Genomic DNA, 24927 nt, shown 5'->3' with positions numbered 1-24927 from the left:
CGCAGAAGCGGAACCGGAGGCCGTCGGAGCCATTACGGGCGCGAAGTCATCACGTCCTAGGCTGGGCATATGACGGAACTGCCCGACCGGCGTCTGCTCCTCGTGCACGCGCACCCCGACGACGAGTCGATCAACAACGGCGCCACCATGGCCCGGTACGCGGCCGACGGTGCCCACGTCACCCTGGTGACCTGCACCCTCGGTGAGGAGGGCGAGGTCATTCCCGACCGGCTCGCCCACCTCGCCCCGGACCGCGAGGACATCCTCGGCCCGCACCGCATCGGCGAGCTCGCCGCCGCCATGAAGGAGCTGGGCGTCACCGACCACCGCTTCCTCGGCGGCCCGGGGCGCTTCCGCGACTCCGGGATGATGGGCGCCCCGCAGAACGAGCGGCCGGGCGCCTTCTGGTCCGCCGACCTGGACGAGGCCGCGGCCTGCCTCGTCGAGGTGATCCGCGAGGTGCGCCCCCAGGTCCTCGTCACCTACGACCCGGACGGCGGCTACGGCCACCCCGACCACATCCAGGCCCACCGCGTCGCCATGCGCGCGGCGGACCTCGCCGCCGAGCCCGCGTTCCGCCGCGACCTCGGCGAGCCCCACACCATCGCCAAGATCTACTGGAACCGGGTGCCGCGCTCCGTGGCCGAGGAGCGCTTCCGCTGGCTGGCCGGGGCCCTCGGCCAGACCCCGTACGACGCCGTCGCCGAGATCGGTGACGTGCCCGGTGTCGTCGACGACGCGCTGATCACCGCCGAGATCGACGGCCAGGGCTTCCTCGCGGCCAAGACCGCCGCGATGGCCGCCCACGCGACCCAGGTCGAGGTCGCCCCCGGCGGCGAACCCCTCTTCATCCTGTCGAACCGACTCGCCCAGCCGGTCTTCGACGTGGAGTATTACGAGCTGGCGCGGGGCGAGGCGGCGGCGCCGTACGAGCACGATCTGTTCGCGGGAGTGGTGGCGTGATGAGTGGTGCAGGCGGGTCGGGCAAGGCGGCCAGGCAGGGACGGGCGACCGCGTCGAGCGGCGCCGCCAAGCCGCCTGCCCCGGTGCCGCCGGGGCCCGGTCTCGGCGTCGCGCGCCTCGCCGCGCACGCCGGACTCCTCGTGCTCGGCGCCCTCGTCGGCGTCGCCGGGTCGCTCGTCCAAGCGGGCTGGTTCCCCGGCGGGTTGCTGCTCGCGCTGCTCGGCGCGGCCGGCGTCTTCCTCGGCGGTGGGCGCCTCACGGGCACCAAGGGCGGGGCCGCCGCGGCCGCCGCCGGCTGGGTGGTGACGGTCATTCTGCTCACCACGACCCGGCCCGAGGGCGACTTCGTGTTCGGCGCGGGAACCGGTTCGTACGTGTTCCTGCTCGGCGGGATGACCCTGGCTGTGATCTGCGCCACCTTCGGCCTGCCGCGGCAACCGCCGGGCCCCGGCGCCCGACTTGGGAAGTGACGTACCACTTGGGGAGCGGCCGACGGGCCGTGGCCGGGGGTTCGACGTCCGGCGCGGCACCTCGCTGCGCTGCCGAAACGCCCCAATAGCCCCGCTATCGGGGCGCTCCGGAGCCGTGTGGAGCGCGGAACCGGACGCTGCGACTCCGGCGGCCCTGATGCACCGGACCCACCCGTGGCCCATGCCCCCCACGGGTTTTCGTCGGCGGTCACCGGATGCGTTCCGGCCGTGGCCAGTATGGTGGTGCGCGCCGCCGAGCAGCCCGCGTGAGGTCGAGACGGGCGGCGGAGCCAACCGGGAGAACCTGCTTTGAGTCGTGAAACTGACAGTTCGTCCTCCGGTCCCCAGGGGCGCGGCGGTGCCGCCTATCCCTCGGGGACGCCTCCGTACGGCACCCCCGCACAGGGCGCCGGTGCGGGAGACGGCGCGCCCGGTCCCGCCGGGCAGCCCGCCGACGGCCCCGCGGAGGAGCGCAAGACGGAGACCACGCTGACGACGCGGATCCGGATCAACATCCCCGGCTCGCGCCCCATCCCGCCCGTGGTGATGCGTACGCCCATGAGCGACGTGAACGGCGGCCCCGGCGACGGGACCCCGGCCAAGGCCCCGGCCCCGGCACCCGAGAGGGCCGCGGAGCCGGCTCCCCGGACCGCTCCTTCGGGTGACGCCCGGAGCACGGCGACGGCCGCCCCCGCGGCGCCCGCCGCCCCGGCCGCCGCGGAGAAGACCAGCGACTGGTTCGCGCCCCGCAAGGCGGGCGCCCCGCAGCGCGGCGGCGCCGCCGGCGCGGGCAACTCCGGTGCGGTGCCCGGCCCGTCGTCCGGCTCCGGTGCCTTCGACGTATCGGGCGCCGTCGCGGCCGGACCGCTCGGCGTGACCGCGCAGAACCGCCCGCCGCAGCCCGGCGACTCCGGTGACCCGCTCCGCGGCGACCTGCCCTTCTTCGCCGGGAACCCGGACGGCACCGGCCCCGGCGTCCCCCCGGCCGGGCCCAAGGGGCCGACGAGCGGACCCGCCGGCGGCGACAGCACCGTCACCCGCCCCATGACGCCCGGCACCCCGGGCGGACTGAGTGACGACACCGCGATCCTCACCCCGCAGACGCCCGCGCCCGAGCCGGGCTCCGACGACCCGTCGGCCCATGTCTCCGGCGGCACGCTGACCAGCGGCATCCCGGTCGTCCCGCCGGGCCTCGGCGGCCCCAACGCGCCGTTCGGGCAGGGCTCGAACCCTGAGACCTCCGGCCCGCACACCCCGCCGAAGCTGCCCGACCCGGTCGGCCAGAGCGCCCCGGCGCCCGCGCGCAAGAAGGGCCGCAGCAAGCTCGTCCTCCTGGGCGGCGGCGTCGTGGCCCTCGCCGGTGTCGCGTACGGCGCCGGTCTGCTGATGAACCACGCCGACGTCGCCAAGGGCACCACCGTGCTCGGCGTCGACATCGGCGGCGGCACGCGTGACGAGGCCACGGCCAAGCTCGACAACGCCTTCGCCAAGCGCACCACCGAGCCGCTCCAGCTCACGGTCGACGGCAAGAACGTCACCCTCAAGCCGGACCAGGCCGGTCTGAGCCTGGACAGCGCGGCGACCGTCGCGGCGGCCGCGGGCAGCGACTACAACCCGGTCTCCGTCATCGGCTCGCTGTTCGGCAACGAACGCGTCGTCAACCCGGTCATGCCCGTCGACGAGGAGAAGCTGCAGGCCGCCCTGGAGCGGGCCGCCGGCGGCGCCACCGCCTCGAGCGACGGCACGATCCGCTTCGTGCCGGGCAAGGCCGTCGCCGTGTACGGCAAGACCGGCGAGGGCGTCGACGTGGCCCGTTCCGCGCAGTCCGTCGAGGAGGCGTACCGCACGCACGTCGAGACGGGCGCGTCCCTGCCCGTGCCGCTGGCGACGGCGACCCGCACGCCGACCGTCTCGAACGCCGAGGTCGACCGGATGATGAAGGAGTTCGCCCAGCCGGCGATGTCCGCGAACGTCATCATCAAGGCGGGCAACGCGCAGATCCCGTTCGGCCCCGCGAAGTCGCTGCCGCAGATCCTCAGCGTCAAGGCCGTCGACGGCAAGCTCGTCGAGTACTACGACCGGGACGCCCTGAAGAAGCTCTACGGCAACACGTTCGACGGCATCCTCATCACCCGCGCCACCGGCAAGAAGACGCCGGTGACGCCGGAGGACGTGATCGGCGTGATGCGGATGGCACTCAAGGGCAAGACGCCGGCGCAGCGCATCGGGGTCATCCAGACGAACCCGAGTTAGGCGGCGTACGCAGGTCAGGAATCGGGCGGGTCCCTTCGCGGGGGCCCGCCCGATCGCTGTCCCCGGACAGAAGCACGTCCCCGGGCATGACATCTGTCATCCCGTACCCACGCCTGCCGACACTGCCGCGCGTACACCCCCGCGGGCCACCATGGCCGTATGACAACGACAGTCAAGGCCACCGAGGTGGTCAGCTTCGAGCGGGTGAGCAAGAGCTACGGCGCCGTCAGGGCCGTGGACGGGCTCAGCCTGGCCCTCCACCCGGGCGAGACCGTCGCCCTCCTCGGTCCCAACGGCGCCGGCAAGTCGACCACTCTCGACCTCCTCCTGGGCCTGCGCCCGGCGGACACCGGCACCGTCCGCGTCTTCGGCACCAGCCCCCGCGACGCGATCGTGCAGGGCCGCGTCGGCGCCATGCTGCAGAGCGGCGGCCTGATGGACGAGGTCACCGTCGCCGAACTCGTCAGGCTCGCCTGCGATCTGCACCCGAGGCCCTACAAGCCGGCCGACGTCCTGTCCCGGGCCGGTATCGCGCAGATCGCCGACCGCAAGGTCAACAAGCTCTCCGGCGGCCAGGAACAGCGCGTGCGCTTCGCCCTCGCCACCGCGGGCGCGAACGACCTCATCGTGCTCGACGAGCCGACCACTGGCATGGACGTCTCGGCCCGCCACGCGTTCTGGGCCACCATGCGCGAACAGGCCGACCAGGGCCGTACCGTCCTCTTCGCCACGCACTACCTCGAAGAGGCCGACGCGATCGCCGACCGCGTCCTCGTCCTGCACCGCGGCCGCCTCCTCGCCGACGGCACCGCCGCCGAGATCAAGGCGAAGGCGGGCGTCCGCAAGGTCGCCTTCGACCTGGACGGCGCCATAGACGAACAGGCCCTGCGCGCCCTGCCGTTCCTCACCACCGTCGACGTGTCAGGACGCACCGTCCGGCTCCAGTCGAGCGACGCCGACGCCACCGTGCACGCCCTGTACGGACTCGGCCTGTACCCGCGCAACCTGGAGGTCGCGGGCCTCGGCCTGGAGCAGGCCTTCGTCGCCATCACCACGGCCGAGGAGGCCAGGACGTCATGAACAGCCTGATCAAGCTGGAGATCACCCGCGCCCTGCGCAACAAGAAGTTCCTGTTCTTCTCGGTCGTCTACCCGTCGGTCCTGTTCCTGCTCATCGCGGGCAGCTCCCGCAGGGCGTCCATGGTCGAGGGCACGGGCCTGAACCTCGCCGCGTTCATGATGGTGTCGATGGCCTCCTTCGGCGCGCTGACCGCCGTCCTCATGGGCAACAGCGAGCGCATCGCCAAGGAACGCGAGAGCGGCTGGGTACGCCAGCTGCGCCTCACCACGCTCCCCGGGCGCGGCTACGTCCTCGCCAAGACCGCCAGCGCCGCCGTGGTCAGCCTGCCGTCCATCGTCGTGGTCTTCATCGTCGCCGCCGTCACCAAGGGCGTACGGCTCGACGCCTGGCAGTGGCTCGCCCTCGTCGGCGCGATCTGGGCCGGTAGCCTCTGCTTCGCCGCGCTCGGCGTCGCCATCGGCTACATCGCGAGCGGCGACGCCGTCCGCCCGATCACGATGATCGTCTACTTCGGGCTGTCGATCCTGGGCGGCCTGTGGTTCCCCTCGGCCGGCTTCCCCGACTGGCTGCGGAACATCGCGTCCTGGCTGCCCACCCACGCGTACGCTGCCGTCGGCCAGGCCATCGAGCTGGGCAACGCCCCGCACGCCAAGGACATCGCCCTGATGGTCGCCTACTTCCTGGTCTTCGCGGGCGGCGCGGCCTGGCTGTACCGGAAGGACACCCTGAAGGCGTGAACGCCATGACGAAGGACGAGATCCGGCTCACCGGCATGGGACAGCCGCCCCGCAACCGCCGCGAGGCCCTGCGCAAGCTGCTGTGGATCGGCATCTGGCTGGTCTTCATGGGCGCCCCGATCGAGGACCTCCTCGACGGCGGCCACACGGCCTGGGCCACTGCGCTCGGCTGGCTGGGCCTCGTCGGCTTCGTCGCGGTCTACCTGGTCCTCGTCTTCCGGCACACCGCCCGCTCCCTGCCCCTCGGCTCGCTCGCCGCGATCGTGGGCTCGCTCGCCGCCGTCGCCGTCGTCATGTCCCTCACGCTCGGCGCCCCCTGGCTCGTCCTCTTCGTCTACGTCTCCGTGTCCTGCGGAGCCGTCCTGCCCATGCGGTACGCCCGCTGGTCGATCCTCGTGGTCACCGCCGGGATGGTCCTCCTCGGCATCCCGCTCGGCCGCGGCTGGGACCTCGGCCTCGTGGTGCCCGCACTCCTCGGCGGCTTCGCGATGACGGGCGTACGCCAGCTCGTGCGCACGACCGTCGAACTGCGGCGGGCACGCGCCACCGTCGCCCAGCTCGCCGCCAACGAGGAGCGGCTGCGGCTCGCCCGCGACCTGCACGATCTCCTCGGCCACTCGCTCTCCCTGATCACGCTCAAGAGCGAGCTGGCCGGCCGGATGCTCCCCGGCGAACCCGAGAAGGCCGCCCAGCAGGTCGCCGACATCGAACAGGTCAGCCGCCAGGCACTCGTCGACGTCCGCGAGGCCGTCACGGGCTACCGGCGCCCCCGGCTCGGCGCCGAACTGGCCGGAGCACGCGCCGCGTTGGCCGCCGCGGGCATCGAGGCCGACGTTCCGCCGGACGCGCCGGACGGCCTGCCCGCCGAGCAGGAGGCGGCCCTCGCCTGGACGCTCCGCGAGGCCGTCACGAACGCCGTACGGCACAGCGGCGCCCGCCGCTGCACGGTGTCCGTCACGCGCCGCGAGACCCTGGACGGCCCCGTCGTCGAGCTGACCGTCGAGGACGACGGAGCGGGGGCCGCCGGCGGCGGCGTCACCCCGGGCAACGGCCTGACGGGCCTGCGCGAACGCATCGAGGCCGTGGGCGGCACCCTTGAGGCGGCGCCCGCCCGTCGCCGCGGGTTCGTCCTGGTGGCCCGCGTCCCCGTGGCCTCCGTAGGATCCGGCGCATGAGCGCTCAGAGCCAGATCAGGGTCCTGCTCGCGGAGGACCAGTCGATGGTGCGGGAGGCCCTCGCGGCGCTCCTCGGCCTCGAACCCGACATCGAGGTCGTCGCCCAGGTGGCGCGCGGTGACGAGGTCCTGGAGGCGGCCCGTGCGCACGGGCCCGACGTGGCGCTCCTCGACATCGAGATGCCCGGCATGACGGGCATCGAGGCCGCCGCCCGGCTCAGCGAACAGCTCCCCGCCGTCAAGGTCGTCGTCCTCACCACCTTCGGCCGCCCCGGCTATCTCCGTACGGCGATGGAGTCCGGCGCCGACGCGTTCCTGGTCAAGGACGCCCCCGCGTCCCAACTCGCCGAGGCCGTACGGAAGGTGCTCGCCGGCGAGCGGGTCATCGACCCCACCCTCGCGGCCGCCGCGCTCGCCGACGGCGCCAACCCGCTGACCGACCGTGAACGCGAGGTCCTGCGCGCGGCGGCCGACGGCTCGACCAACGCCGAACTCGCGGCGGCCCTGCACCTGTCCCAGGGCACGGTCCGCAACTACCTCTCGACGGCCATCCAGAAACTCGCCGTACGCAACAGGGCGGAGGCCGTCCGGATCGCGCGGGAGAAGGGCTGGCTGTAGTCCCTTTGGCCTCAGTTGAGCATCGCGCGGGCCGCCCGTGCCTGCCCGCGGATCGTCTCCGCCGCGCCCTCGTCGATCACGCCCACCACGTCCGCGTACGCGTCCAGCTCGACCGCGCCCGTGAGGAAGTCCCCGCTGTTGACGAGGAGTTGGGCCCGCTCGTAGCGGAGGCGGGCCGGGTGCGAGGGGAGCAGCAGAGACAGCTCGATGGCCCACAGGCCGACGTCCGCCCGCTCGGGGCGCGTCGCCGCCCAGGCCCGGATGTTGTTCAGGATGCGCAGTACGACGTCCAGCGGATCGGCCGGCCGCAGCATCGACGCGTCGAGCGGCGCGCCCGTCGCCCCGGCCACAAGGAGTTCCGCGTCCTCACCGGTCAGGACCCGGCCCCCGTCGAAGGGGTCGGCGAGCACCTGGTCCCGTGCGGGCCCGAAACCCACCACGAAGTGCCCCGGCAGCGCGACCCCGTACACCGGCGCCCCGGCCCGCCGCGCGACCTCCATCCACACCACCGACAGCAGGATCGGCAGCCCTCGCCGGCGGCGCAGCACGTCGTGCAGGAGCGACGACTCCAGGCGCTGGTAGTCCCCGGGCGTGCCGTGGAACCCGAGTCGCGCGCCCAGCAGCTCCGCCATCGCCGTCGCCCAGGACCGCGGGCCGCCCGGCCGGAACGGAAGCTGCCCGGCGAGGTCGTCGAGCTCCATCTGCACCTGGTCCATGCCGGCCTCGTCCAGCGACCCGTCGGCCTGGGCCGCCACCAGCAGGCACAGCTCCGACAGGTCGGGCCGCTCCGCCCGCGCCTCATCGGCGAACCGCAGACGCAGCCGCTCGGACCGCGGTGACATTTCGCGGGACATACGCGCCTCGTGCCCTCTCAATCCGGCCGACGGTGTCCGGAGCCCCTGCCCGGCCTCACTTCCAGTCTCCCGCCGCGTCCGGAGCACGGTAGTGGTGGTACGCGTGGTGCGGGGCGAAACCGAGCCGTTCGTACAGGGCCCGCGCACCCGCGTTGTCGTTCTCCACCTGGAGCCAGGACGCCGACGCGCCCTCGTCGAGCGCCCGGCGCGAGAGCGCCGTCATCACGAGCGTGGCGAGCCCCTGGCGCCGCAGCGCGGGATCCACCTCGACCGCCGCGAACCCGGCCCACCGCCCGTCCACCACGCACCGCCCGATCGCGTCCGGCACGTCGCCCGCGCCGGGCACGGTCGCGAACCAGACCGAAGGTCCGGCCGTCAGCACCCGCAGCGCCGTCTCGCTCGCGCCCTTGCGCTGATACCGCCCGAGCCACGCCTCGTCGGGCTCCCGGGACAGCACGACGCGGTCACCCGGGTCGACCTCGTCCGCGATCGGCGCGAGCCCGCCGACCCACAGCTCCGCACTGACCTCACGCACCCACCCCCGCGCCTCCAGCTCGGCGCACAGCGGCCCCTGCGTCCTCTCGGCGCCAGTCGCGGTCTGTATGTACGCGGGCAACTCCCGTTCCGCGTACCAGTTACGTACGCGCGTGAGCGCCTCGTCGAGGGGGAGGCCCGGGTCGCCCAGCGGGAGCACCGAGTTGGCCCGCCGCGTGAACCCCTCGGCGGCCCGCAGCTCCCAGTCGCCGAGCCGCTCGCTCTCCAGCGGCTGCCACGCGCGCGCGGAGACCCGGGCCAGCTCCTCGTACGACGCGGCGGGCCCCCGGCGACGGGCCGGCGCGGACGGTACGACCTTGCCCGCGACCAGCGAGGATTCCGGAATCTGGACCTCTTCGCCGTTCCGCCTTGTGATGTGCAGCACACCCGCGTCCCACGATGTGAGAACCCCGACCGTGTCGGTGAACTTCGCACCCGGCGCGCCGCCCTCTGTCACCCGCCGCACAGACACGCGTTTGCCCACGTCAGCGGCGGTCAAGCGCAGTTCGAGTCGTCCGCCCGCAGTGAATTCCACAGCTCTCTCCACCCCTCCTGTTCGGATCATGCCCAGGAACGGAGATACTAGGTGCGGGCATCGACGACGCCGCGCTCCCGCGCGCCCGTGGACGGAGCCGCAGATCGGCCCGCCGCGCCCTATCGAGGAGGAACGACAGCGTGACCTACGTCATCGCGCAGCCTTGTGTCGACGTCAAGGACAAGGCGTGCATCGAGGAGTGCCCGGTCGACTGCATCTACGAGGGCTCCCGGTCCTTGTACATCCACCCGGACGAATGCGTCGACTGTGGAGCCTGCGAGCCGGTCTGTCCGGTCGAGGCGATCTTCTACGAGGACGACACTCCTGAAGAGTGGAAGGACTACTACAAGGCGAACGTCGAGTTCTTCGACGAGCTCGGCTCGCCCGGCGGCGCCAGCAAGCTCGGCCTGATCGAGCGCGACCACGCCTTCATCGCCGCGCTTCCGCCGCAGAACCAGTAAGCGGGCAGCACATCGCGCCGCCTCGGTCCCGTACGGCACACCCGCCGTACGGGACCGAGGCGTTGGCCCGGGTAGCCACGCACGTACGAGAGAAGTGAGCCAGGTGTCCGCAGTCTCCGACCGCCTCCCCACGTTCCCCTGGGACAAGCTCGAGCCGTACAAGAAGACGGCCGCCGCGCACGCGGGCGGCATCGTCGACCTGTCGGTCGGCACGCCGGTCGACCCGGTGCCCGAGCTGATCCAGAAAGCGCTGATCGCGGCGGCGGACTCGCCCGGCTATCCCACGGTGTGGGGCACGCCCGAGCTGCGGGACGCCCTCGTGGGCTGGAGCGAGCGGCGCCTCGGCGCGCGCGGGTTCACCCACCGCAACGTCCTGCCGATCGTCGGTTCCAAGGAACTCGTGGCCTGGCTCCCGACGCACCTCGGGCTCGGCCCCGGTGACAAGGTCGCCTACCCGCGCCTCGCCTACCCGACGTACGAGGTCGGCGCCCGCCTGGCCCGCGCGGAGCACGTCTCCTACGACGACCCGACGGAACTCGACCCGGCCGGCCTGAAGCTCCTGTGGCTCAACTCGCCCTCGAACCCGACCGGCCGCGTCCTCTCCAAGGAGGAGCTGACCCGGATCGTCGCCTGGGCCCGCGAGCACGACGTCCTCGTCTTCTCCGACGAGTGCTACATCGAGCTCGGCTGGGAGGCCGAGCCGGTCTCGGTCCTGCACCCGGACGTCTGCGGCGGCTCGTACGAGGGGATCGTGACGGTCCACTCGCTCTCCAAGCGGTCGAACCTCGCGGGTTACCGGGCAGCGTTCCTCGCCGGTGACGCCGCCGTCCTGGGCGACCTGCTGGAGATCCGCAAGCACGGCGGCATGATGACCTCCGCCCCGACGCAGGCGGCCGTCGTCGCGGCGCTCGGCGACGACCAGCACGTACAGGAGCAGCGCGGGCGGTACGCTGCCCGGCGCGCTGCCCTGCGCGACGCCCTGGTCGCGCACGGCTTCCGCATCGAGCACAGCGAGGCGAGCCTCTACCTGTGGGCGACGCGCGACGAGTCCTGCTGGGACACGGTGGCGCACCTCGCGGAGCTGGGCATCCTGGTGGCGCCGGGCGACTTCTACGGGCCGGCCGGCGACAAGTTCGTGCGCGTGGCGATGACGGCCAGCGACGAGCGGGTGGCGGCGGCGGTGGAGCGCCTCAGCTAGTCCTACGCATGACGAAGGGGCGGGAAGCCTGTCGGTCGACAGGCTTCCCGCCCCTTTTGCTTCGGTCAGACGGCTGTTCAGCCGCCGATCGGCAGGCCCTGCGTCGGGAGGTTGCCCGTGGACGGCAGGCCGCCCTTGGTCAGCGCGTCGGTCGGCAGGCCGCTGCCCGTGACCGTACCCGCGGCCTGGCCGACCGTGTCACCGGCGCTGCCCGCGACGTCACCGGCCGCCTTCTGGGCCGCGGGGGTCGCCGTCTTCGCGCTCTTGCCCACGGCCTTGCCGGCGGTCGGCACGGCCGTCTTGACGGCCTTGCCGCCCGTTTCGCCCGCGAGTCCGCTGACGTTCTGGGCCGCGCCGTCGACGGTGCTGCCGAGGTTCGCCCCGTCGAGAGCGGTGACGCCGCCCAGGTTCGGGGTGGCCGGGAGTTCAGCGGCGCTCGCGGATCCGGCCGCTCCGACCACGGGAGCCGCTCCCGCTGCGAGCAGCAGCGCGGCACGGGCGATCCGGCGGGTCAGGGGGAGGGACATTGATGCTCCTTGAACGGGAGAGAACGGTGATGTCCGGGGCCGGGTGCCCGGCCCTCGGACGCCGTGACTACCGCTCGAAGGCCGCGAAGGTTTCGCTCGCCCAACGTAAAGAGTTGGCAATGCGTCGCATTATCATCTGCGGCGAAAAACGGGCAAACTTCACGCGCTCTGTCGCGTCGTAAATCGCCTACGTCCCTTTGATCGCAAGGGAATTCCCGCATATGCCGAAGTGCGGCGAAGAGCCGTGCGGGTTGTCGCTCCCCGAACGGCGCCTATGACCCGTTCGAGCTATCAACCGCACTATTGCGCGGTGACGATCCGGACCTCTCCGGCGTCCGTTTCCGACCCGGCGACGGCCTTCGCGTCCGCCCCGCTCCACTTGCCCCCGGAGTCGCCCGCGGTCCACACGCGGCCCGCGTAGGACACCCGCTCGATCCGCAGCGCCGACGAATTGGCCACCGCCCAGTGCGCCAGCTCCCAGCCGCGCTGCTGCTCGCCGCCTCCGGCCGAGTCCACCGTGGCGGGCACCGGGACGGTCACCTCACCGATGCCGGTCGCCGGCGCCACCCCCTGGCCGAAGTCACGCACCAGTTCCGCCCGCACCGTCGCCGGGTCGCCCGGCTTGCGCACATCCGTGCCGCTCGGCCGTCCTTCGCAGGTCAGCGAGGCGCCGGCCCGCCCGGTGAGGGCGGCGGCCAGCAGCGTGGCGTCCGGCTCGTGCTTCGCGTACGCCTGCGGATAGCCGCTGCGCTGGACCCGCTGCGCCGCCACCGTCAGGGGCAGCCGCGAATAGCCCGGGACCTGGTCCAGATGCTCGTAGAACCGTCCCGCCGCGTACACGGGGTCCATGATCTGCTGCTCGGTGCCCCAGCCCTCCGACGGGCGCTGCTGGAACAGGCCCAGCGAGTCGCGGTCGCCGTGGTGGATGTTCCGCAGGCCCGATTCCTGGAGCGCGGTCGCGAGCGCGATCGTGACGGCCCGCTCGGGCATCCCGCGCGTGGTCCCGACGGCCGAGATCGTCGCCGCGTTCACCGCCTGCTCGGCCGTGAAGCTGTACGACGCCCCGTCACCGTTCCCCGACACCACAGTGCAGCGCGGGGCCGGTCTGCCGCCCGAGACGTACTGCACCACCAGATAGGCGGCGAGGGAGAGCAGCACCACGACGGCCGCCCCTGTACGCAGGAGACGGCCGCGCCGGACAGAAGCAGAAGTGGGGGGCTCGGGCACGCCTACAAGGTACTGGAGGCCTCCGACGCGCCTTCAGGGCACCGGGCATTAGGGTCGACGCCATGGACCTCACCGCTCTTGACCTCACGCAGGACGCCGCTGTGCTCACCGCCCAGCTGGTCGACTTTCCGTCGCCGAGCGGGCAGGAGAAGGGTCTCGCGGACGCCGTCGAGAACGCCCTGCGCGCCCTGCCGCACCTCACGGTCGACCGGTACGGCAACAACGTCGTGGCCCGTACGAACCTGGGCCGCGCGGAGCGGGTCATCCTGGCCGGCCACATCGACACCGTGCCGATCGCCGACAACGTGCCGTCCCGCCTCGACGAGAACGGCATCCTCTGGGGCTGCGGAAGCACCGACATGAAGTCCGGCGTCGCGGTCCAACTGCGCATCGCGCAGACCGTCACCGAGCCCAACCGCGACCTCACCTTCGTCTTCTACGACAACGAAGAGGTCGCCGCACACCTCAACGGTCTGGGCCATGTGGCCGCCGCACACCCCGACTGGCTGGAAGGCGACTTCGCCATCCTCCTGGAGGGCACCGACGGTGAGGTCGAGGGCGGCTGCCAGGGCACCCTGCGCGTCATCCTGACCACCAAGGGCGAGCGGGCGCACTCCGCGCGCGCGTGGATGGGCTCCAACGCGATCCACAAGGCCGCCCCCATCCTCGAACGCCTCGCCGCGTACGAGCCCCGCAAGCCTGTCGTCGACGGCCTCGAGTTCCACGAGGGCCTCAACGCCGTACGCGTCGAGGGCTTCGTCGCCACCAACGTCATCCCCGACAGCTGCTCCGTCACGGTCAACTTCCGCTACGCGCCCGACCGCAGCGAGCAGGAGGCCGAGGAGTTCGTCCGCGACTTCTTCGCCGGCTGCGACATCGACGACTACGTGGTCGACGACCACACCGGCGGCGCCCGCCCCGGCCTCGACCACCCCGCCGCCGCGGCCTTCATGGCGGCCGTCGGCGGCCAGGCCCGCCCCAAGTTCGGCTGGACCGACGTCTCCCGCTTCAGCGCGCTCGGCGTGCCCGCGGTGAACTACGGACCCGGCGACCCGATCTTCGCCCACAAGGTCGACGAGCGCGTCGACACCGCCAAGATCCTCGCCTGCGAGGAGCGCCTGCACTCCTGGCTCACGGCCTGACACCCCGAGGTCCCCCGCGTGTAACCCGCGTAGATCTACCCTTGCTGCACGTACGTAGTGGAGGGAGCAGCGAATGAGCAACCCCGAGGGCAGGAAGGGTCCCCAGGAGCAGCGGCTCGGCCCGGTGGTCCGGCGTCGCGACCAGGTCCAGCCCGGCACCACCGACCAGCGCCTCCTCGACTCCAAGGGTCCCTCCGAGTGGGTCCACACCGACCCCTGGCGGGTCCTGCGCATCCAGTCGGAATTCATCGAGGGCTTCGGCACGCTCGCCGAACTCCCGCCCGCGATCAGCGTCTTCGGCTCGGCCCGCACCAAGCCGGACTCGCCCGAGTACGCGTCGGGAGTCGCCATCGGCCGGGCGCTCGTCGAGGCCGGGTTCGCGGTCATCACGGGCGGCGGCCCCGGCGCCATGCAGGCCGCCAACCAGGGGGCCGTCGAGGCGAAGGGCATCTCCGTCGGCCTCGGCATCGAGCTGCCCTTCGAGCAGGGGCTCAACCAGTACGTCGACCTCGGCCTGAACTTCCGCTACTTCTTCGTCCGCAAGACGATGTTCGTGAAGTACGCGCAGGGCTTCGTGGTCCTGCCGGGCGGGCTCGGCACGCTGGACGAGCTGTTCGAGGCGCTCACCCTCGTCCAGACCACCAAGGTCACGCGCTTCCCGATCGTCCTGTTCGGGACGGAGTACTGGGGCGGCCTCGTCGACTGGCTGAAGAACACCGTCATCGCCCAGGGCAAGGCCTCCCCGGCCGACCTGCTCCTCTTCCACGTCACGGACGACGTGCAGGAGGCGATCACGCTGGTGACCAAGGAGGTCAACAAGTAGGTTCCCGAGGGTTCGGGCGCCTGTACGTCCCCGGCGGGCTGCCGCCGGGGGCGTTGTGTTTTACGTGTACGTGTACGTGTACGTGGGCTCAGGCGAGCCCGCGCCGGGCGACCGCGGAGGACGTGCGGGCTAGGCGAGTCCGCGCCGGGCGACCGCCGGGGGCCGGTGGCCGGCGATCGTCGCCACCATGTCCAGTACCTGCCGCGTCTCCGCCACCTCGTGGACCCGGTACACCTGCGCGCCCAGCCACGCCGACACCGCCGTCGTCGCGAGCGTGCCGATCACCCGCTCCTTGACCGGCCGGTCGAGCGTCTCGCCGACGAAGTCCTTGTTCGACAGGGAGACCAGGACCGGCCAGCCCGTCTCCACCATCTCGGGGAGCCGACGCGTCGCTTCCAGGCTGTGCCGGGTGTTCTTGCCGAAGTCGTGCCCCGGGTCGATCAGCACCGACTCGCGCGGCACCCCGAGGGATACGGCCCGCTCGGCGAGGCCCACGGTCACGTCGAGGATGTCCGCCATGACGTCGTCGTACGTCACCCGGTGCGGACGCGTCCGAGGCTCGGCGCCCCCCGCGTGCGTACAGACGAGGCCCTTGCCGTAGCGCGCCGCGACCTCCGCGAGCTTGGGGTCGACGCCGCCCCACGCGTCGTTCAGGAGATCGGCGCCGGCCTCGCAGACCGCCTCGCCGACGTCGTGCCGCCAGGTGTCGACGCTGATGACGACGTCCGGGAAGCGCCGGCGCACCTCGGCGACGAAGCCGACCGTGCGGCGGGCCTCCTCCTCCGCGCTGACCTCGTCCCCGGGGCCCGCCTTCACGCCGCCGATGTCGATGATCGCGGCGCCCTCGGCCACGGCCTGCTCGACACGGGTGAGCGCGGGCTCGTCCTGGAAGGTCGAACCCTGGTCGTAGAACGAGTCAGGGGTCCGGTTCACGATCGCCATGATCACCGGCTCGTGTGCGCCGAACTCGCGCGTGCCAAGCCTGAGCATCCCCTGTGACTCTCCTTGCGGCTGTACGTGAAAACTGTCGACCGGTCGCCTGCGACCTTAACTGTCAGACCCACATGGCACGATCGGACCCTGACAGTTTCCGGACCCGGACAGGGGACCGGATCCGGGCTTCGAGCCAGGGGACAGCGAAGATGGTCATGTTCTTGTTTCTGGTCGTCGCGCTCGTCGTGGTCGTCGGCGCGGTGACGCTCGCCGTGGCCGGCGGCGGTGAGAGCGGGACGCTCCAGGAGGCGCCGGCCGAGTATTTCGCCGACCCGCTGCCCCAGGACCGGCCCGTCGGCCGCGCCGACGTCGAGGCCCTGCGGCTGCCGGTGGCGCTGCGCGGCTACCGCATGGCGGAGGTGGACGACGCCCTCGGCAGACTCGGCGCGGAGCTCGCCGAGCGGGACCGCCGGATCTCCGACCTGGAGACCGCGCTGTCGGGCGCCCGCACCCAGACGCGCCAGGATGAACTCGGCCACGACGCGCTCGGCCACGAGGGCCCTGGGTACGGCGGTCCTGCGTATGGCGGCTCTCGATACGACAGCTCCGGATATGACAGCTCCGGACACGACGACTCCCGATACGACAGCTCCGGACACGACGACTCCGGATACGACGGCCCTGGCCACGCGGGGACTGGGTTCGGGGAGGACGACCGGTGAGCGACGAGCGCGCCGGTGGCGCCGTGACCGGCCCGGACGGCCGGCTGCGCTGCCCGTGGGGTCTGTCGTCCGAGGACTACGTGACGTACCACGACGAGGAGTGGGGGCGGCCCGTCCACGGTGACGACGCGCTGTTCGAGCGGATCTGTCTGGAGGCGTTCCAGTCGGGCCTGTCCTGGATCACGATCCTGCGCCGCCGCGAGGGCTTCCGCGCCGCGTTCTCCGGCTTCAAGATCTCGGACGTGGCCGCCTTCACGGACGCCGACCGCGAGCGGCTGCTCGCCGACGAGGGCATCATCCGCAACCGCGCCAAGATCGACGCCACCCTGGCCAACGCGCGCGTGCTCGCCGACTGGCCCGAGGGCGAACTCGACGCGCTGATCTGGTCGCACGCCCCGGACCCGGCCACCCGCCCGGCGCCGCGCGCCATCGGCGACGTACCGGCCATCACGGACGAGTCGACGGCCCTGTCCAAGGCCCTGAAGAAGAACGGCCTCCGCTTCGTAGGCCCGACCACGGCGTACGCCCTGATGCAGGCGTGCGGCCTGGTCAACGACCACTTGGCGGACTGCTTCGCCCGGGAGCGGTAGCGCTTGCGCTAAGCCCGCGCATCCCGGGCGGGGCCGGATACCGGGCCGCGGGAGGCCGGCTGCCGGCCCGGGGCGGACCGGGGATCGGCCTGTGGTGGGTCGGCTGTCGACCGGCGGCGGCTCGGCGATCGGCGGCGCGCGGTGAGCTGCCTATCGGCCTGCGGCGGCTCGGCGGTGGGCCAGCGGTGGGCCGGCTGTCGGCCTACAGCGGATCGGCGAGCGGCCTGAGGTGGGCCGGGTGACGTCCTGCGGCGGACTGGCGATGGGCCTGGCGTGGGCCGACTGACGACCCCGGCGGACCGGCGATCGACCCGGGTGGGCTGGCTGTCGGCCTGCGGCGGACCGGCGATGGGCCGGCTGTCGACCCCCGGCGGACCGGAGATCGGCCTGCGGCGGGTCGACGGTGACCCGCCATCGGCCGTGTGGTGGGCCGGCTGTCGACCCGCGGCAGACCGACTGTCGGCCCGGCCCAGGCCCCCCGGCCGACTACCGGCCCAGGTACCTCGGCTTCTCCTTGGCGATGAAGGCCTGGACTGCGATCGCGTGGTCCTCGGAGGCGCCCGCCAGTGTCTGGAGCTCGTCCTCCTTGTCGAGGGACTCGTCCAGCGTGTGACCGGCGGCGAACGCCAGCGACTCCTTCAGTGCCGCGTACGCCACCGTCGGGCCCTCGGCCAGCGAGCGCGCCAACTTCCGTGCCTCCTCAGCCAGTTCGGCGGCCGGAACGATCCGGTTCGCGATCCCCAGCTCGTACGCCTCCTGCGCCTTGACCTGGCGCGGGAACAGCAGCAGGTCGGCCGCGCGGCCGGGGCCGACGATGCGCGGCAGCGTCCACGAGACGCCCGAGTCCGCGGTCAGGGCGACGCCCGCGAACGACGTGTTGAAGGACGCCGTGTCCGCGACGATCCGGTAGTCGGCGGCGAGCGCGAAGCCGAAGCCGGCACCCGCGGCGACGCCGTTGACCGCGGCCACGACGGGCTTGGCCATCTGCGTCAGGGCCCGCAGGATCGGGTTGTAGTGCTCCCGCACCGTGCTCATCGTGCGGCCGGTGCCCGCCTCGCGGTCCGCCATCAGCGAACCGACGTGCTCCTTCAGGTCCTGGCCCACACAGAACGCCCGGTCACCGGCGGCGGTCAGCAGCACGGCCCGCACCGCACCGTCCGCCGCGGCGGCCTGCGCCGCGTCCCGGAAGGCGACCTTGGCCTCGGTGTTCATCGCGTTCATCGCCTCGGGGCGGTTCAGCGTGATCGTCGCGAGCCCGTCGCTCACCTCGTAGAGAACGCTGTCGGCCATGGATCCCCTCCAACTCGTACGGCTCTCGGTGGTCGTCTGCGCCCAGCATGACGGAGATCACGGTCGGCGGCCGGGGGCCGCGCATGTGACCTGCGTCAAACAAATAGGCCCCGGAGGAGTCGTGAAGGTGGCGGAGTATCGCAGCCCCACCGCCGAATTGCGTGGTTTTGCCTGAGCGCGTTGTGCAAGGGATGCCGACCGAAGTTGGTCATCGGGTCCCGCGATGCGGGATAATGGCCAAGAAGCAATGTGTTCGATGCCGGTGACACCTGGGTTGTCGGCTGCGATGAGCTGGTTTCAGGAAGGGGAACGAGCATGGCGGCCATGAAGCCGCGGACGGGCGACGGCCCGCTCGAGGTGACCAAGGAGGGGCGGGGCATCGTCATGCGCGTTCCGCTCGAAGGCGGCGGTCGGCTTGTCGTCGAGCTGACTCCGGACGAGGCCGATGCACTCGGCGATGCCCTCAAGAAGGTCGTCGGCTGACGCGGAAGCGACCATACCTGTCGACTGCCCCGGTACCGCAAGCGGTGCCGGGGCAGTCGTATATATGCAGGTCAGGGCCCTGATCTCAGGGTTCTGGGAGAGATCCGGGGCGGGCGTCGGAGCTAGGTCAGCGCTAGGTCACCGCTATGCCAGAGCTACGTCAGCGCTTGACGGCGCAGAGCAGGCCGTCGCCGACCGGAAGCAGTGACGGCACCAGGTCCTGCGCCTCGCGCACCGCACGCAGCAGCTCCCGCATCCGCAGAACCTCCACAGGCTGGGGGCCGGAATCGACCGTCCGCCCGTCCGTGAAGACGCCCTCGAAACAGACCAGCCCGCCCGGCCGCAGCAGCCGCAACGATTCAGCGAGGTAGTCGAGCCCCTCGGTGCGGTCGCCGTCGCAGAACACCAGGTCGTACCCGCTGTCCGCGAGCCGCGGCAGTACGTCGAGGGCCCGTCCCGGGATGAATCGCGCCCGGTTGCTGGCGAAACCGGCCGTGCGGAACGCCTGCCGGGCGAACTGCTGCCGCTCCGGCTCCGGATCCACCGTGGTCAGGACGCCGTCGGCCCTCATGCCGTGCAGCAGATGGATGCCGGACACCCCGGTCCCCGTGCCGATCTCGGCCACCGCCTTGGCGCCCACGGAGGCGGCGAGCATCCGCAGCGCGGCGCCCGCGCCGGGCGACACCGGACGGCAGCCGGCTTCCCGGGCCCGGTCGCGGGCCCAGCGCAGCGCGTCGTCCTCGGCGACAAACGCGTCGGCGAACGCCCAGCTCGTCTGCCGGTTGCCGGTAATGGCCCTCTCCTGTCCCCGTGGTTGCCTGCGCGTGACTGTATCCGTTGGTGGCGGGAACTCGCAGATGGGACCGGGCGTTTAGGAGGGCAGGGGATAACGGAGCGGGAATGAGCGCGGGGGTGGCCGGTGGATCGACAGAGGAATCGGGGGGCGGGACACCCCGAGGCAAATCTCGGTAAAAACGCTTATCCGGAGCTAACGGGCGAGGTGGCTATGGTAGGGGCTCCACTGGACACCACCAGAGCCGACAGGGGAGGTGCGGCTGCGCCTGTGGATCGGGGAGGAGTGCTGCGGCGCTTTCTCAGGTCGGCGGGTGAGCCGAAATCCGTGACCGACACCGCTGACCGTTCCTACGCCGCCCGTTCCGCGCAGACCGCGACCTTTGCCGCAGATGCGGAATCGCAGGCGTGGACTCCCCCGACCTGGGAGGAGATCGTCAGCACCCACAGCGGCCGCGTCTACCGCCTCGCCTACCGCCTCACGGGCAACCAGCATGACGCCGAGGACCTCACCCAGGAAGTCTTCGTCCGCGTCTTCCGCTCGCTGTCGACGTACACGCCCGGCACCTTCGAGGGCTGGCTGCACCGCATCACCACGAACCTCTTCCTCGACATGGTGCGCCGCAAGCAGCGCATCCGCTTCGACGCCCTCGGCGAGGACGCGGCGGAGCGGCTGCCGAGCCGTGAGCCGTCGCCGCAGCAGGTCTTCCACGACACCCACTTCGACGCGGACGTCCAGCAGGCGCTCGACACCCTCGCGCCCGAATTCCGTGCCGCCGTGGTGCTCTGCGACATCGAGGGCCTCAGCTACGAGGAGATCGCGGCGACCCTGGGCGTCAAGCTCGGTACGGTCCGCAGCCGGATCCACCGCGGGCGCTCCCAGCTCCGCAAGGCCCTGAAGCACCGGTCTCCCGAGGCCCGCGCCGAGCGTCGTTCGCTCGCGGCCACGGGTGTTCCGGCGCTTGGAGGAGGGGGCGCGACCGCGTGAGTGGATCACGTCCCGACCCCGCGGGGCGGCACCTCTCCGAGCACCATCTCGGAGACCGGCTCGCCGCCCTCGTCGACGGCGAGCTGGGCCATGACGCCCGCGAGCGGGGCCTCGCCCACCTGGCCACCTGTTCCAGGTGCAAGGCCGAGGCCGACGCGCAGCGACGCCTGAAAAGTGTCTTCGCCGAGGCGGCACCCCCGCCTCCGACCGAGAGTTTCCTGGCCCGTCTCCAGGGGCTCCCCGGGGGAGGCGGCGATTCAGAGGGCCCTGGCACCCCCTTCGGCGGGGGCGGACTCGGCGGCCGAGGCTTCGGGAACGGCGTCTTCGGAGTAGACCCCGAGCCCTTCGGCTACGACCCGATGCTTTCCAGCGCTCCCACCACGGAGCGCGGCTTCCGTATCCATGAGGTCGGCCGGAGCGACAGTGACCGGGCGGCCTCGCGCGGGCGCCGGTTCGCGTTCGCCGCGGCCGGTGCGGTGTCGCTGGCCGCGATCGCGCTCGGCGGAGTCTCCACGGGGATGCCGTCCGACGGTGGCGGGGACGGCCGGGGCGCGGGCTCCGGCAGCAACGCGACGCCGCTGCGTACGCAGACGGCCGGCGTCGCCGCGTCATCGACCGAGGGCCAGCGCCGCCGGAACCTCACGACGATGCTCGGCCAGGGGGCGGACACCCCGCTGACTGAGCAGGTCGCCGCGACCGGCGCGGGCGCGCCCCTGCTGTCCGGCATGGCCACGCAGCCGGGCGCGCAGAGCGCGGTGTACCCGGTAGCCGCCTCGCTCCTCGGCGGGACGCCCCCTCTGTCTCCGCTGATACGTCCCGCGGCGGCCGTCCCCTCCTTGCCGCTGCCCGGCGCGGAAAGCCCCGCAGCGACCTCCGTGGCGCCGCCGACCGGTACGTCGACGGCCGCCGCCCGCTGACCTGCCGCCTGCGCGCCGGTCCGCGAACCTGGTTGAATCGCCGGGTGAGCGGCCGCGGCCGCCGGGCGATCCCGGGGCGCGACGCCGACGGGCGATCCGAACGCGGCGATCGCCGTGTGGCTGCCCGCGGGACGTTGCCGCGGGCCAGGTGTGGGGAGAACGGCGGACATGGACGAGGGGAAGCCCAGCGCTCCGCGCGGTGACGGGGCCGATTCTGGCGCGCCGGGTGACGAAGGTTCTGGCGTGCGGGGTGGTGAGGGCGCCGGGGCACTCGAGGGTGCGGTGTCTGAGGGAGGCCAGGGCGCTGGGGGCGGCGGCCGGTCCGAGGGTGCTGGGGCGCTCGGGGGTGCGCAGGGCGCCGGGGTGCCTGACGGAACCGGAACGCCTGAGGATGCAGGGGTGTCTGGGGGAGGCCGGGGCGCTGAGGTGCATGAGGGCGCCGGGGCGCTTGCGGGTGCCCAGGGAGTCGGTGGTGCTGAGGCGTCTGAGCGTGCCCAGGTTGTTGGTGGGGCCGAAGGTTCTGACGGTGCCGGGGTGCTTGAGGGGCGGCAGGGCGCCAGGGTGTCTGAGGCTGTCGGGTCGTCTGAGGGTGCCGGGGCGCTCGCGAGCGCACAGGGCGCTGAGGTGTCTGAGAGCGCCAGGACGCTCGATGGGCGGCGCGGTGTCGGAGGTTCCGGGGAGCGTGATCAGCTGGGCGGTGCATCGGGCGATGAACCGCGTGAGCGGCCTCGTCATGACGGCGACTTTGAACTGGCTGAGCCTGAGCCGGTGCCTGCGCTCGGGGTTGATCCTGCCCCTGTCTCTGCGCGCGCGGCTGACCATGTGACAGCGCCTGCTCCTGCTCCTGCCCCGGCGTCTGCGCCAGAGCCGACGTCTGCCGTACCTGGAGCTGAGGCCGTGACCGGCCCTGAGTCTGTGGCAGCGGCTGAGATCGCGCCCGCGCCCGCGCCTGCGGCTGAGCCTGCGCTTCCGCCCGCGCCTGCGGCTGAGCCTGCGGCTGAGCCTGGGCCCGCGCCTTCCCCTGCGTCTGCGGCAGCGACCGAGCCCGCGCCTTCCTCCGCGTCTGCGGCAGCGCCTGTCCCTGCGTCTGGCCCGTCGGCTGAGCCGGTGCCTGCGCCGGGTGCTGAGGCTGCGGCTGGGCCTGTTGCTTCGCCTGAGGCAGTGTCTGCGCACGCGTCGGAGTCGGCGGCTGCCGCCGTCGGTGGGGCTGTGGCCGGTTCTGGAGGCGGTCTCGTCGATGGCGGTGTGGCCGCGAGTGACGTCGGGCGTGTGGATGCTGATGAGGCTTCCGGGGACCCCGCGTCGGCCGTTGATGGTGCCGTCTCCGGTGAGCCCGTGACCGTTGAGCAGGTCGTATCGGAACCCCCGCGGCCGCGGCCGCTTCATGCTCCTGATCCTTATGGCACGCCGCCCTATGGCGAGCCTGGTCCCTGGGCGCCTGCGCCGCCGGTTCAGCATCCGGCTGCCGCCATGCCTGCGCAGGGCACCGCCCACGGGACGCAGGTACCGCCGCCGTACGTCGGTGGTCCCATATCCCAGGCCAACGCGTATCCCCAGCACCCGGCACCCGAGCCCCGCCCTCAGCCCCAGCCCCACGCTCAGCCGTACCCCCAGCCCCAGCCTCACCCCCAGCCCCACGCTCAGCCCCAGCAGCCGGCGGAGGTCCACGCCGCCCCCGCCCTCACCCCGGCCCCGCCCGGAGGGCCCTGGCAGCGGTATGACCCTTGGGCCGCGCCTGCGCCTGTGGATCGGGTGCAAGGCAAGAACAAGCGGGGGCGGCGGCTGCTCGTCGTCTGGACCGTTGCCGTCGCGCTCGTCGCGGGTGGGATCGGTGGGGTCGTCGGGACCTACCTCGAGCGTGACGGGGCCACCGCCGACGTGAATCTGCCGCAGGCCGGGCCCGAGTCCACCAAGCGTGCCCCCGGCAGCGTGGCCGGGATCGCCGCCCGTGCCCTGCCGAGCGTCGTCACGATCCACGTCAGCGGTTCCGCCGCCCAGGGCACCGGCACAGGATTCGTCCTCGACTCCGACGGACACATCCTCACCAACAACCACGTCGTCGAACCGGGCGGCAGCGGCGGCGACATCACCGTCACCTTCAGCGGAGGCCAGACCGCCAAGGCCGAGGTGATAGGCCGCGACTCCGGTTACGACCTGGCCGTCGTCAAGGTCACCGGCGTACACGGCCTCAAGCCCCTGGCGCTCGGCAACTCGGAGAACGTGCAGGTCGGTGACCCCGTCGTCGCCATCGGCGCCCCCTTCGACCTGGCCAACACCGTGACCTCCGGCATCATCAGCGCCAAGGAGCGGCCCATCACCGCCGGCGGCGAGAAGGGCGACGGCAGCGACATCAGCTACGTCGACGCGCTCCAGACCGACGCGCCCATAAACCCGGGCAACTCCGGCGGACCGCTGGTCGATTCGCAGGCCCGCGTCATCGGCATCAACAGCGCCATCCGGTCCGCCGACAGCGGTTCGGACGTCGAGGGCGGCCAGGCCGGTTCGATCGGCCTCGGGTTCGCGATCCCGATCAACCAGGCCAAGCGCGTTGCCGAGGAGCTGATCAACACGGGCCGGGCGACCCACCCCGTGATAGGCGTCACGCTCGACATGAACTACTCGGGCGACGGCGCCCGCGTCGCCGCGAAGGGAAACAACGGCGGTTCCCCGCTGAGCGCGGGCGGGCCCGGCGCCAAGGCCGGCATCAAGGCGCGTGACGTCATCACCGCCGTTGATGGTCTGCCGGTGCACTCCGCCGAGGAACTCATCGTCAGGATCCGGGCCCACCGGCCCGGCGACCACCTGGCCCTGACCATGCAGCGCGGTGGCAAGGAGCACGACGTGACCCTCGTCCTGGGCTCCGCGGACGGCAACTGACGGTAACTGACCGGGCGGAAAACCGGGCGGAAAGCCGGGTGGAAACCGGTGCTGAGCGGGGCTCGCCATCACCTTCGGCGGGCCCCGGAGGGGTGCCGGCGACACGCCCGAGAGGCCCCGGAAGCGCCCCGACGGCAAGCGCTTGCGTGACCGCTGCACCGAGACGTAGCCCTGTGGCTACCGGACGGACAGGAACGCCGGGTACCGTGGACCCGGTCCGGAACCCGGAAGACCTGCCACGGAGACCAGCTGCGGGCCTGAGGACACGCTAGGAGCGCAAGGTGTTCAACGACATAGGCCTACCCGAGCTGCTGACGATCATCGTCCTCGGCGTGCTCGTCTTCGGTCCGGACAAGCTGCCGAAGGTCATCCAGGACGTGACGCGCACGATCCGGAAGATCCGGGAGTTCTCGGACAGCGCGAAGCGGGACATCCGTGAGGAGCTGGGTCCGGAGTTCAAGGACTTCGAGTTCGAGGACCTCAACCCGAAGAACTTCATCCGCAAGCAGCTGGACAACGACGAGCTCGGGCTCAAGGAGATCCGGAACGGCTTCGACCTGAAGAAGGAGATGGCCGAGGTCACGGAGGCCGTGCAGAGCACGGACGACGGTTCGTCCTCGTCCTCGTCTTCCTCGGCGTTGTCCGGTTCGGCTCCGGGCAAGATCGACATGCAGAAGCGGCCCGAGAAGCCGGCGGGCGACGACCACCCGCCGTTCGACGCCGACGCGACGTGACGCTG

Annotated in this window: 25 protein-coding genes and 1 pseudogene; 19 read left to right on the top strand and 7 right to left on the bottom strand. The window is 72.2% G+C overall.

The features are described 5' to 3' along the window. Positions 1-69 precede the first annotated feature (69 nt). The 7 genes from mshB (at position 70) to ABZ893_RS30420 (ending at position 7295) form a co-directional block, all read left to right on the top strand. Positions 70-963, top strand: coding sequence for an N-acetyl-1-D-myo-inositol-2-amino-2-deoxy-alpha-D-glucopyranoside deacetylase (gene mshB / locus ABZ893_RS30450; protein ID WP_361410089.1), 894 nt, complete (start codon positions 70-72; stop codon positions 961-963). Next, the gene (locus tag ABZ893_RS30445) at positions 963-1433 is read left to right on the top strand and encodes a DUF6113 family protein (protein WP_361410087.1); all 471 of its coding nucleotides are present in this window, start codon (positions 963-965) and stop codon (positions 1431-1433) included. The genes mshB and ABZ893_RS30445 overlap by 1 nt, the downstream gene beginning before the upstream one ends. A gap of 309 nt (positions 1434-1742) precedes the next feature. Then, a complete protein-coding gene (locus ABZ893_RS30440) occupies positions 1743-3686 on the top strand; it encodes a hypothetical protein (protein WP_361410084.1) in 1944 nt (647 codons plus the stop codon). A 159-nt stretch (positions 3687-3845) separates the two neighbouring features. Beyond that, positions 3846-4766, top strand: coding sequence for an ABC transporter ATP-binding protein (locus ABZ893_RS30435; RefSeq protein WP_361410081.1), 921 nt, complete (start codon positions 3846-3848; stop codon positions 4764-4766). Continuing rightward, complete coding sequence (locus ABZ893_RS30430) at positions 4763-5503, top strand: ABC transporter permease (RefSeq protein WP_361410079.1); 741 nt, start codon at positions 4763-4765, stop codon at positions 5501-5503. Before ABZ893_RS30435 ends, ABZ893_RS30430 begins: the two co-directional genes overlap by 4 nt. Before the next feature lie 5 nt (positions 5504-5508). Beyond that, a complete protein-coding gene (locus tag ABZ893_RS30425; protein WP_361410225.1) occupies positions 5509-6678 on the top strand; it encodes a sensor histidine kinase in 1170 nt (389 codons plus the stop codon). Further along, positions 6675-7295: a response regulator transcription factor gene (locus tag ABZ893_RS30420; RefSeq protein ID WP_361410076.1), complete on the top strand. Its 621-nt coding sequence runs from the start codon at positions 6675-6677 to the stop codon at positions 7293-7295. The genes ABZ893_RS30425 and ABZ893_RS30420 overlap by 4 nt, the downstream gene beginning before the upstream one ends. A gap of 11 nt (positions 7296-7306) precedes the next feature. On the opposite strand, the gene ABZ893_RS30415 is transcribed toward ABZ893_RS30420, so the two are convergent. Together ABZ893_RS30415 and ABZ893_RS30410 are read right to left on the bottom strand one after the other, a co-directional pair. Continuing rightward, entirely contained in the window at positions 7307-8137 is an 831-nt protein-coding gene (locus ABZ893_RS30415; protein ID WP_361410073.1) for a transglutaminase-like domain-containing protein, read from the bottom strand. A 67-nt stretch (positions 8138-8204) separates the two neighbouring features. Continuing rightward, a complete protein-coding gene (locus ABZ893_RS30410; RefSeq protein WP_361410070.1) occupies positions 8205-9218 on the bottom strand; it encodes a GNAT family N-acetyltransferase in 1014 nt (337 codons plus the stop codon). Positions 9219-9358: 140 nt separating this feature from the next. Between ABZ893_RS30410 and fdxA the strand changes: the two genes are divergently transcribed. Together fdxA and ABZ893_RS30400 are read left to right on the top strand one after the other, a co-directional pair. Further along, a complete protein-coding gene (fdxA, locus tag ABZ893_RS30405; RefSeq protein WP_030573070.1) occupies positions 9359-9679 on the top strand; it encodes a ferredoxin in 321 nt (106 codons plus the stop codon). Between the two features lie 103 nt (positions 9680-9782). Next, complete coding sequence (locus ABZ893_RS30400) at positions 9783-10877, top strand: bifunctional succinyldiaminopimelate transaminase/glutamate-prephenate aminotransferase (protein WP_361410067.1); 1095 nt, start codon at positions 9783-9785, stop codon at positions 10875-10877. A gap of 77 nt (positions 10878-10954) precedes the next feature. Here the strand turns inward: ABZ893_RS30400 and ABZ893_RS30395 are convergent, their stop codons facing one another. Continuing rightward, complete coding sequence (locus ABZ893_RS30395; RefSeq protein WP_361410064.1) at positions 10955-11404, bottom strand: ATP-binding protein; 450 nt, start codon at positions 11402-11404, stop codon at positions 10955-10957. Positions 11405-11704: 300 nt separating this feature from the next. Beyond that, a complete protein-coding gene (locus tag ABZ893_RS30390) occupies positions 11705-12631 on the bottom strand; it encodes a heavy metal transporter (RefSeq protein WP_361410061.1) in 927 nt (308 codons plus the stop codon). Between the two features lie 62 nt (positions 12632-12693). Here ABZ893_RS30390 and dapE point away from each other — a divergent pair, with 62 nt between their 5' ends. Beyond that, positions 12694-13773, top strand: coding sequence for a succinyl-diaminopimelate desuccinylase (gene dapE / locus ABZ893_RS30385; protein ID WP_361410058.1), 1080 nt, complete (start codon positions 12694-12696; stop codon positions 13771-13773). A gap of 73 nt (positions 13774-13846) precedes the next feature. Continuing rightward, entirely contained in the window at positions 13847-14596 is a 750-nt protein-coding gene (locus ABZ893_RS30380) for a TIGR00730 family Rossman fold protein (protein ID WP_361410055.1), read from the top strand. Positions 14597-14725: 129 nt separating this feature from the next. Here the strand turns inward: ABZ893_RS30380 and folP are convergent, their stop codons facing one another. Beyond that, on the bottom strand, positions 14726-15586 hold the full coding sequence (folP, locus tag ABZ893_RS30375) for a dihydropteroate synthase (RefSeq protein WP_361410052.1): 861 nt from the start codon (positions 15584-15586) through the stop codon (positions 14726-14728). A 152-nt stretch (positions 15587-15738) separates the two neighbouring features. On the opposite strand from folP, the pseudogene ABZ893_RS30370 reads away from it, so the two are divergent. After that, positions 15739-16038: pseudogene (locus ABZ893_RS30370) on the top strand (DivIVA domain-containing protein); the annotation flags it as partial. A gap of 209 nt (positions 16039-16247) precedes the next feature. After that, entirely contained in the window at positions 16248-16841 is a 594-nt protein-coding gene (locus ABZ893_RS30365; protein WP_361410049.1) for a DNA-3-methyladenine glycosylase I, read from the top strand. A gap of 486 nt (positions 16842-17327) precedes the next feature. On the opposite strand, the gene ABZ893_RS30360 is transcribed toward ABZ893_RS30365, so the two are convergent. Beyond that, positions 17328-18131: an enoyl-CoA hydratase-related protein gene (locus ABZ893_RS30360; RefSeq protein ID WP_361410046.1), complete on the bottom strand. Its 804-nt coding sequence runs from the start codon at positions 18129-18131 to the stop codon at positions 17328-17330. 315 nt (positions 18132-18446) lie between these two features. Between ABZ893_RS30360 and ABZ893_RS30355 the strand changes: the two genes are divergently transcribed. After that, on the top strand, positions 18447-18614 hold the full coding sequence (locus ABZ893_RS30355) for a DUF3117 domain-containing protein (protein WP_003966491.1): 168 nt from the start codon (positions 18447-18449) through the stop codon (positions 18612-18614). A 160-nt stretch (positions 18615-18774) separates the two neighbouring features. Here ABZ893_RS30355 and ABZ893_RS30350 read toward each other — a convergent pair whose 3' ends face one another. Continuing rightward, positions 18775-19473 carry an O-methyltransferase gene (locus ABZ893_RS30350; protein ID WP_361410222.1) on the bottom strand — a complete coding sequence of 233 codons (699 nt, stop codon included), beginning with the start codon at positions 19471-19473 and terminating at the stop codon, positions 18775-18777. A gap of 147 nt (positions 19474-19620) precedes the next feature. Here ABZ893_RS30350 and sigE point away from each other — a divergent pair, with 147 nt between their 5' ends. The 5 genes from sigE (at position 19621) to ABZ893_RS30325 (ending at position 24922) form a co-directional block, all read left to right on the top strand. Next, positions 19621-20394 carry an RNA polymerase sigma factor SigE gene (sigE, locus tag ABZ893_RS30345; protein ID WP_361410043.1) on the top strand — a complete coding sequence of 258 codons (774 nt, stop codon included), beginning with the start codon at positions 19621-19623 and terminating at the stop codon, positions 20392-20394. Beyond that, a complete protein-coding gene (locus tag ABZ893_RS30340; RefSeq protein WP_361410040.1) occupies positions 20391-21311 on the top strand; it encodes a zf-HC2 domain-containing protein in 921 nt (306 codons plus the stop codon). Before sigE ends, ABZ893_RS30340 begins: the two co-directional genes overlap by 4 nt. 649 nt (positions 21312-21960) lie before the next feature. After that, positions 21961-22137, top strand: coding sequence for a hypothetical protein (locus tag ABZ893_RS30335; protein WP_361410037.1), 177 nt, complete (start codon positions 21961-21963; stop codon positions 22135-22137). A 104-nt stretch (positions 22138-22241) separates the two neighbouring features. Beyond that, positions 22242-24188: a trypsin-like peptidase domain-containing protein gene (locus tag ABZ893_RS30330; RefSeq protein ID WP_361410219.1), complete on the top strand. Its 1947-nt coding sequence runs from the start codon at positions 22242-22244 to the stop codon at positions 24186-24188. Positions 24189-24469: 281 nt separating this feature from the next. Then, a complete protein-coding gene (locus ABZ893_RS30325; protein ID WP_361410034.1) occupies positions 24470-24922 on the top strand; it encodes a sec-independent translocase in 453 nt (150 codons plus the stop codon). Positions 24923-24927 lie beyond the last annotated feature (5 nt).

Origin of the sequence: Streptomyces sp. NPDC046821, from assembly GCF_040645335.1 — a bacterium.
GTDB lineage: Bacteria > Actinomycetota > Actinomycetes > Streptomycetales > Streptomycetaceae > Streptomyces.
This window is presented reverse-complemented; position numbering and strand designations above follow the sequence as displayed.

What these genes read in the sequence shown, in the direction of transcription:
- mshB (WP_361410089.1), top strand. Translation starts at nt 70, where the DNA reads ATGACGGAACTGCCCGACCGGCGTCTGCTCCTCGTGCACGCGCACCCC.
- ABZ893_RS30445 (WP_361410087.1), top strand. Translation starts at nt 963, where the DNA reads ATGAGTGGTGCAGGCGGGTCGGGCAAGGCGGCCAGGCAGGGACGGGCG.
- ABZ893_RS30435 (WP_361410081.1), top strand. Translation starts at nt 3,846, where the DNA reads ATGACAACGACAGTCAAGGCCACCGAGGTGGTCAGCTTCGAGCGGGTG.
- ABZ893_RS30430 (WP_361410079.1), top strand. Translation starts at nt 4,763, where the DNA reads ATGAACAGCCTGATCAAGCTGGAGATCACCCGCGCCCTGCGCAACAAG.
- ABZ893_RS30425 (WP_361410225.1), top strand. Translation starts at nt 5,509, where the DNA reads ATGACGAAGGACGAGATCCGGCTCACCGGCATGGGACAGCCGCCCCGC.
- ABZ893_RS30420 (WP_361410076.1), top strand. Translation starts at nt 6,675, where the DNA reads ATGAGCGCTCAGAGCCAGATCAGGGTCCTGCTCGCGGAGGACCAGTCG.
- ABZ893_RS30415 (WP_361410073.1), bottom strand. Translation starts at nt 8,137, where the DNA reads ATGTCACCGCGGTCCGAGCGGCTGCGTCTGCGGTTCGCCGATGAGGCG.
- ABZ893_RS30395 (WP_361410064.1), bottom strand. Translation starts at nt 11,404, where the DNA reads ATGTCCCTCCCCCTGACCCGCCGGATCGCCCGTGCCGCGCTGCTGCTC.
- dapE (WP_361410058.1), top strand. Translation starts at nt 12,694, where the DNA reads ATGGACCTCACCGCTCTTGACCTCACGCAGGACGCCGCTGTGCTCACC.
- ABZ893_RS30380 (WP_361410055.1), top strand. Translation starts at nt 13,847, where the DNA reads ATGAGCAACCCCGAGGGCAGGAAGGGTCCCCAGGAGCAGCGGCTCGGC.
- folP (WP_361410052.1), bottom strand. Translation starts at nt 15,586, where the DNA reads ATGCTCAGGCTTGGCACGCGCGAGTTCGGCGCACACGAGCCGGTGATC.
- ABZ893_RS30360 (WP_361410046.1), bottom strand. Translation starts at nt 18,131, where the DNA reads ATGGCCGACAGCGTTCTCTACGAGGTGAGCGACGGGCTCGCGACGATC.
- ABZ893_RS30355 (WP_003966491.1), top strand. Translation starts at nt 18,447, where the DNA reads ATGGCGGCCATGAAGCCGCGGACGGGCGACGGCCCGCTCGAGGTGACC.
- sigE (WP_361410043.1), top strand. Translation starts at nt 19,621, where the DNA reads ATGGTAGGGGCTCCACTGGACACCACCAGAGCCGACAGGGGAGGTGCG.
- ABZ893_RS30335 (WP_361410037.1), top strand. Translation starts at nt 21,961, where the DNA reads ATGGGCGGCGCGGTGTCGGAGGTTCCGGGGAGCGTGATCAGCTGGGCG.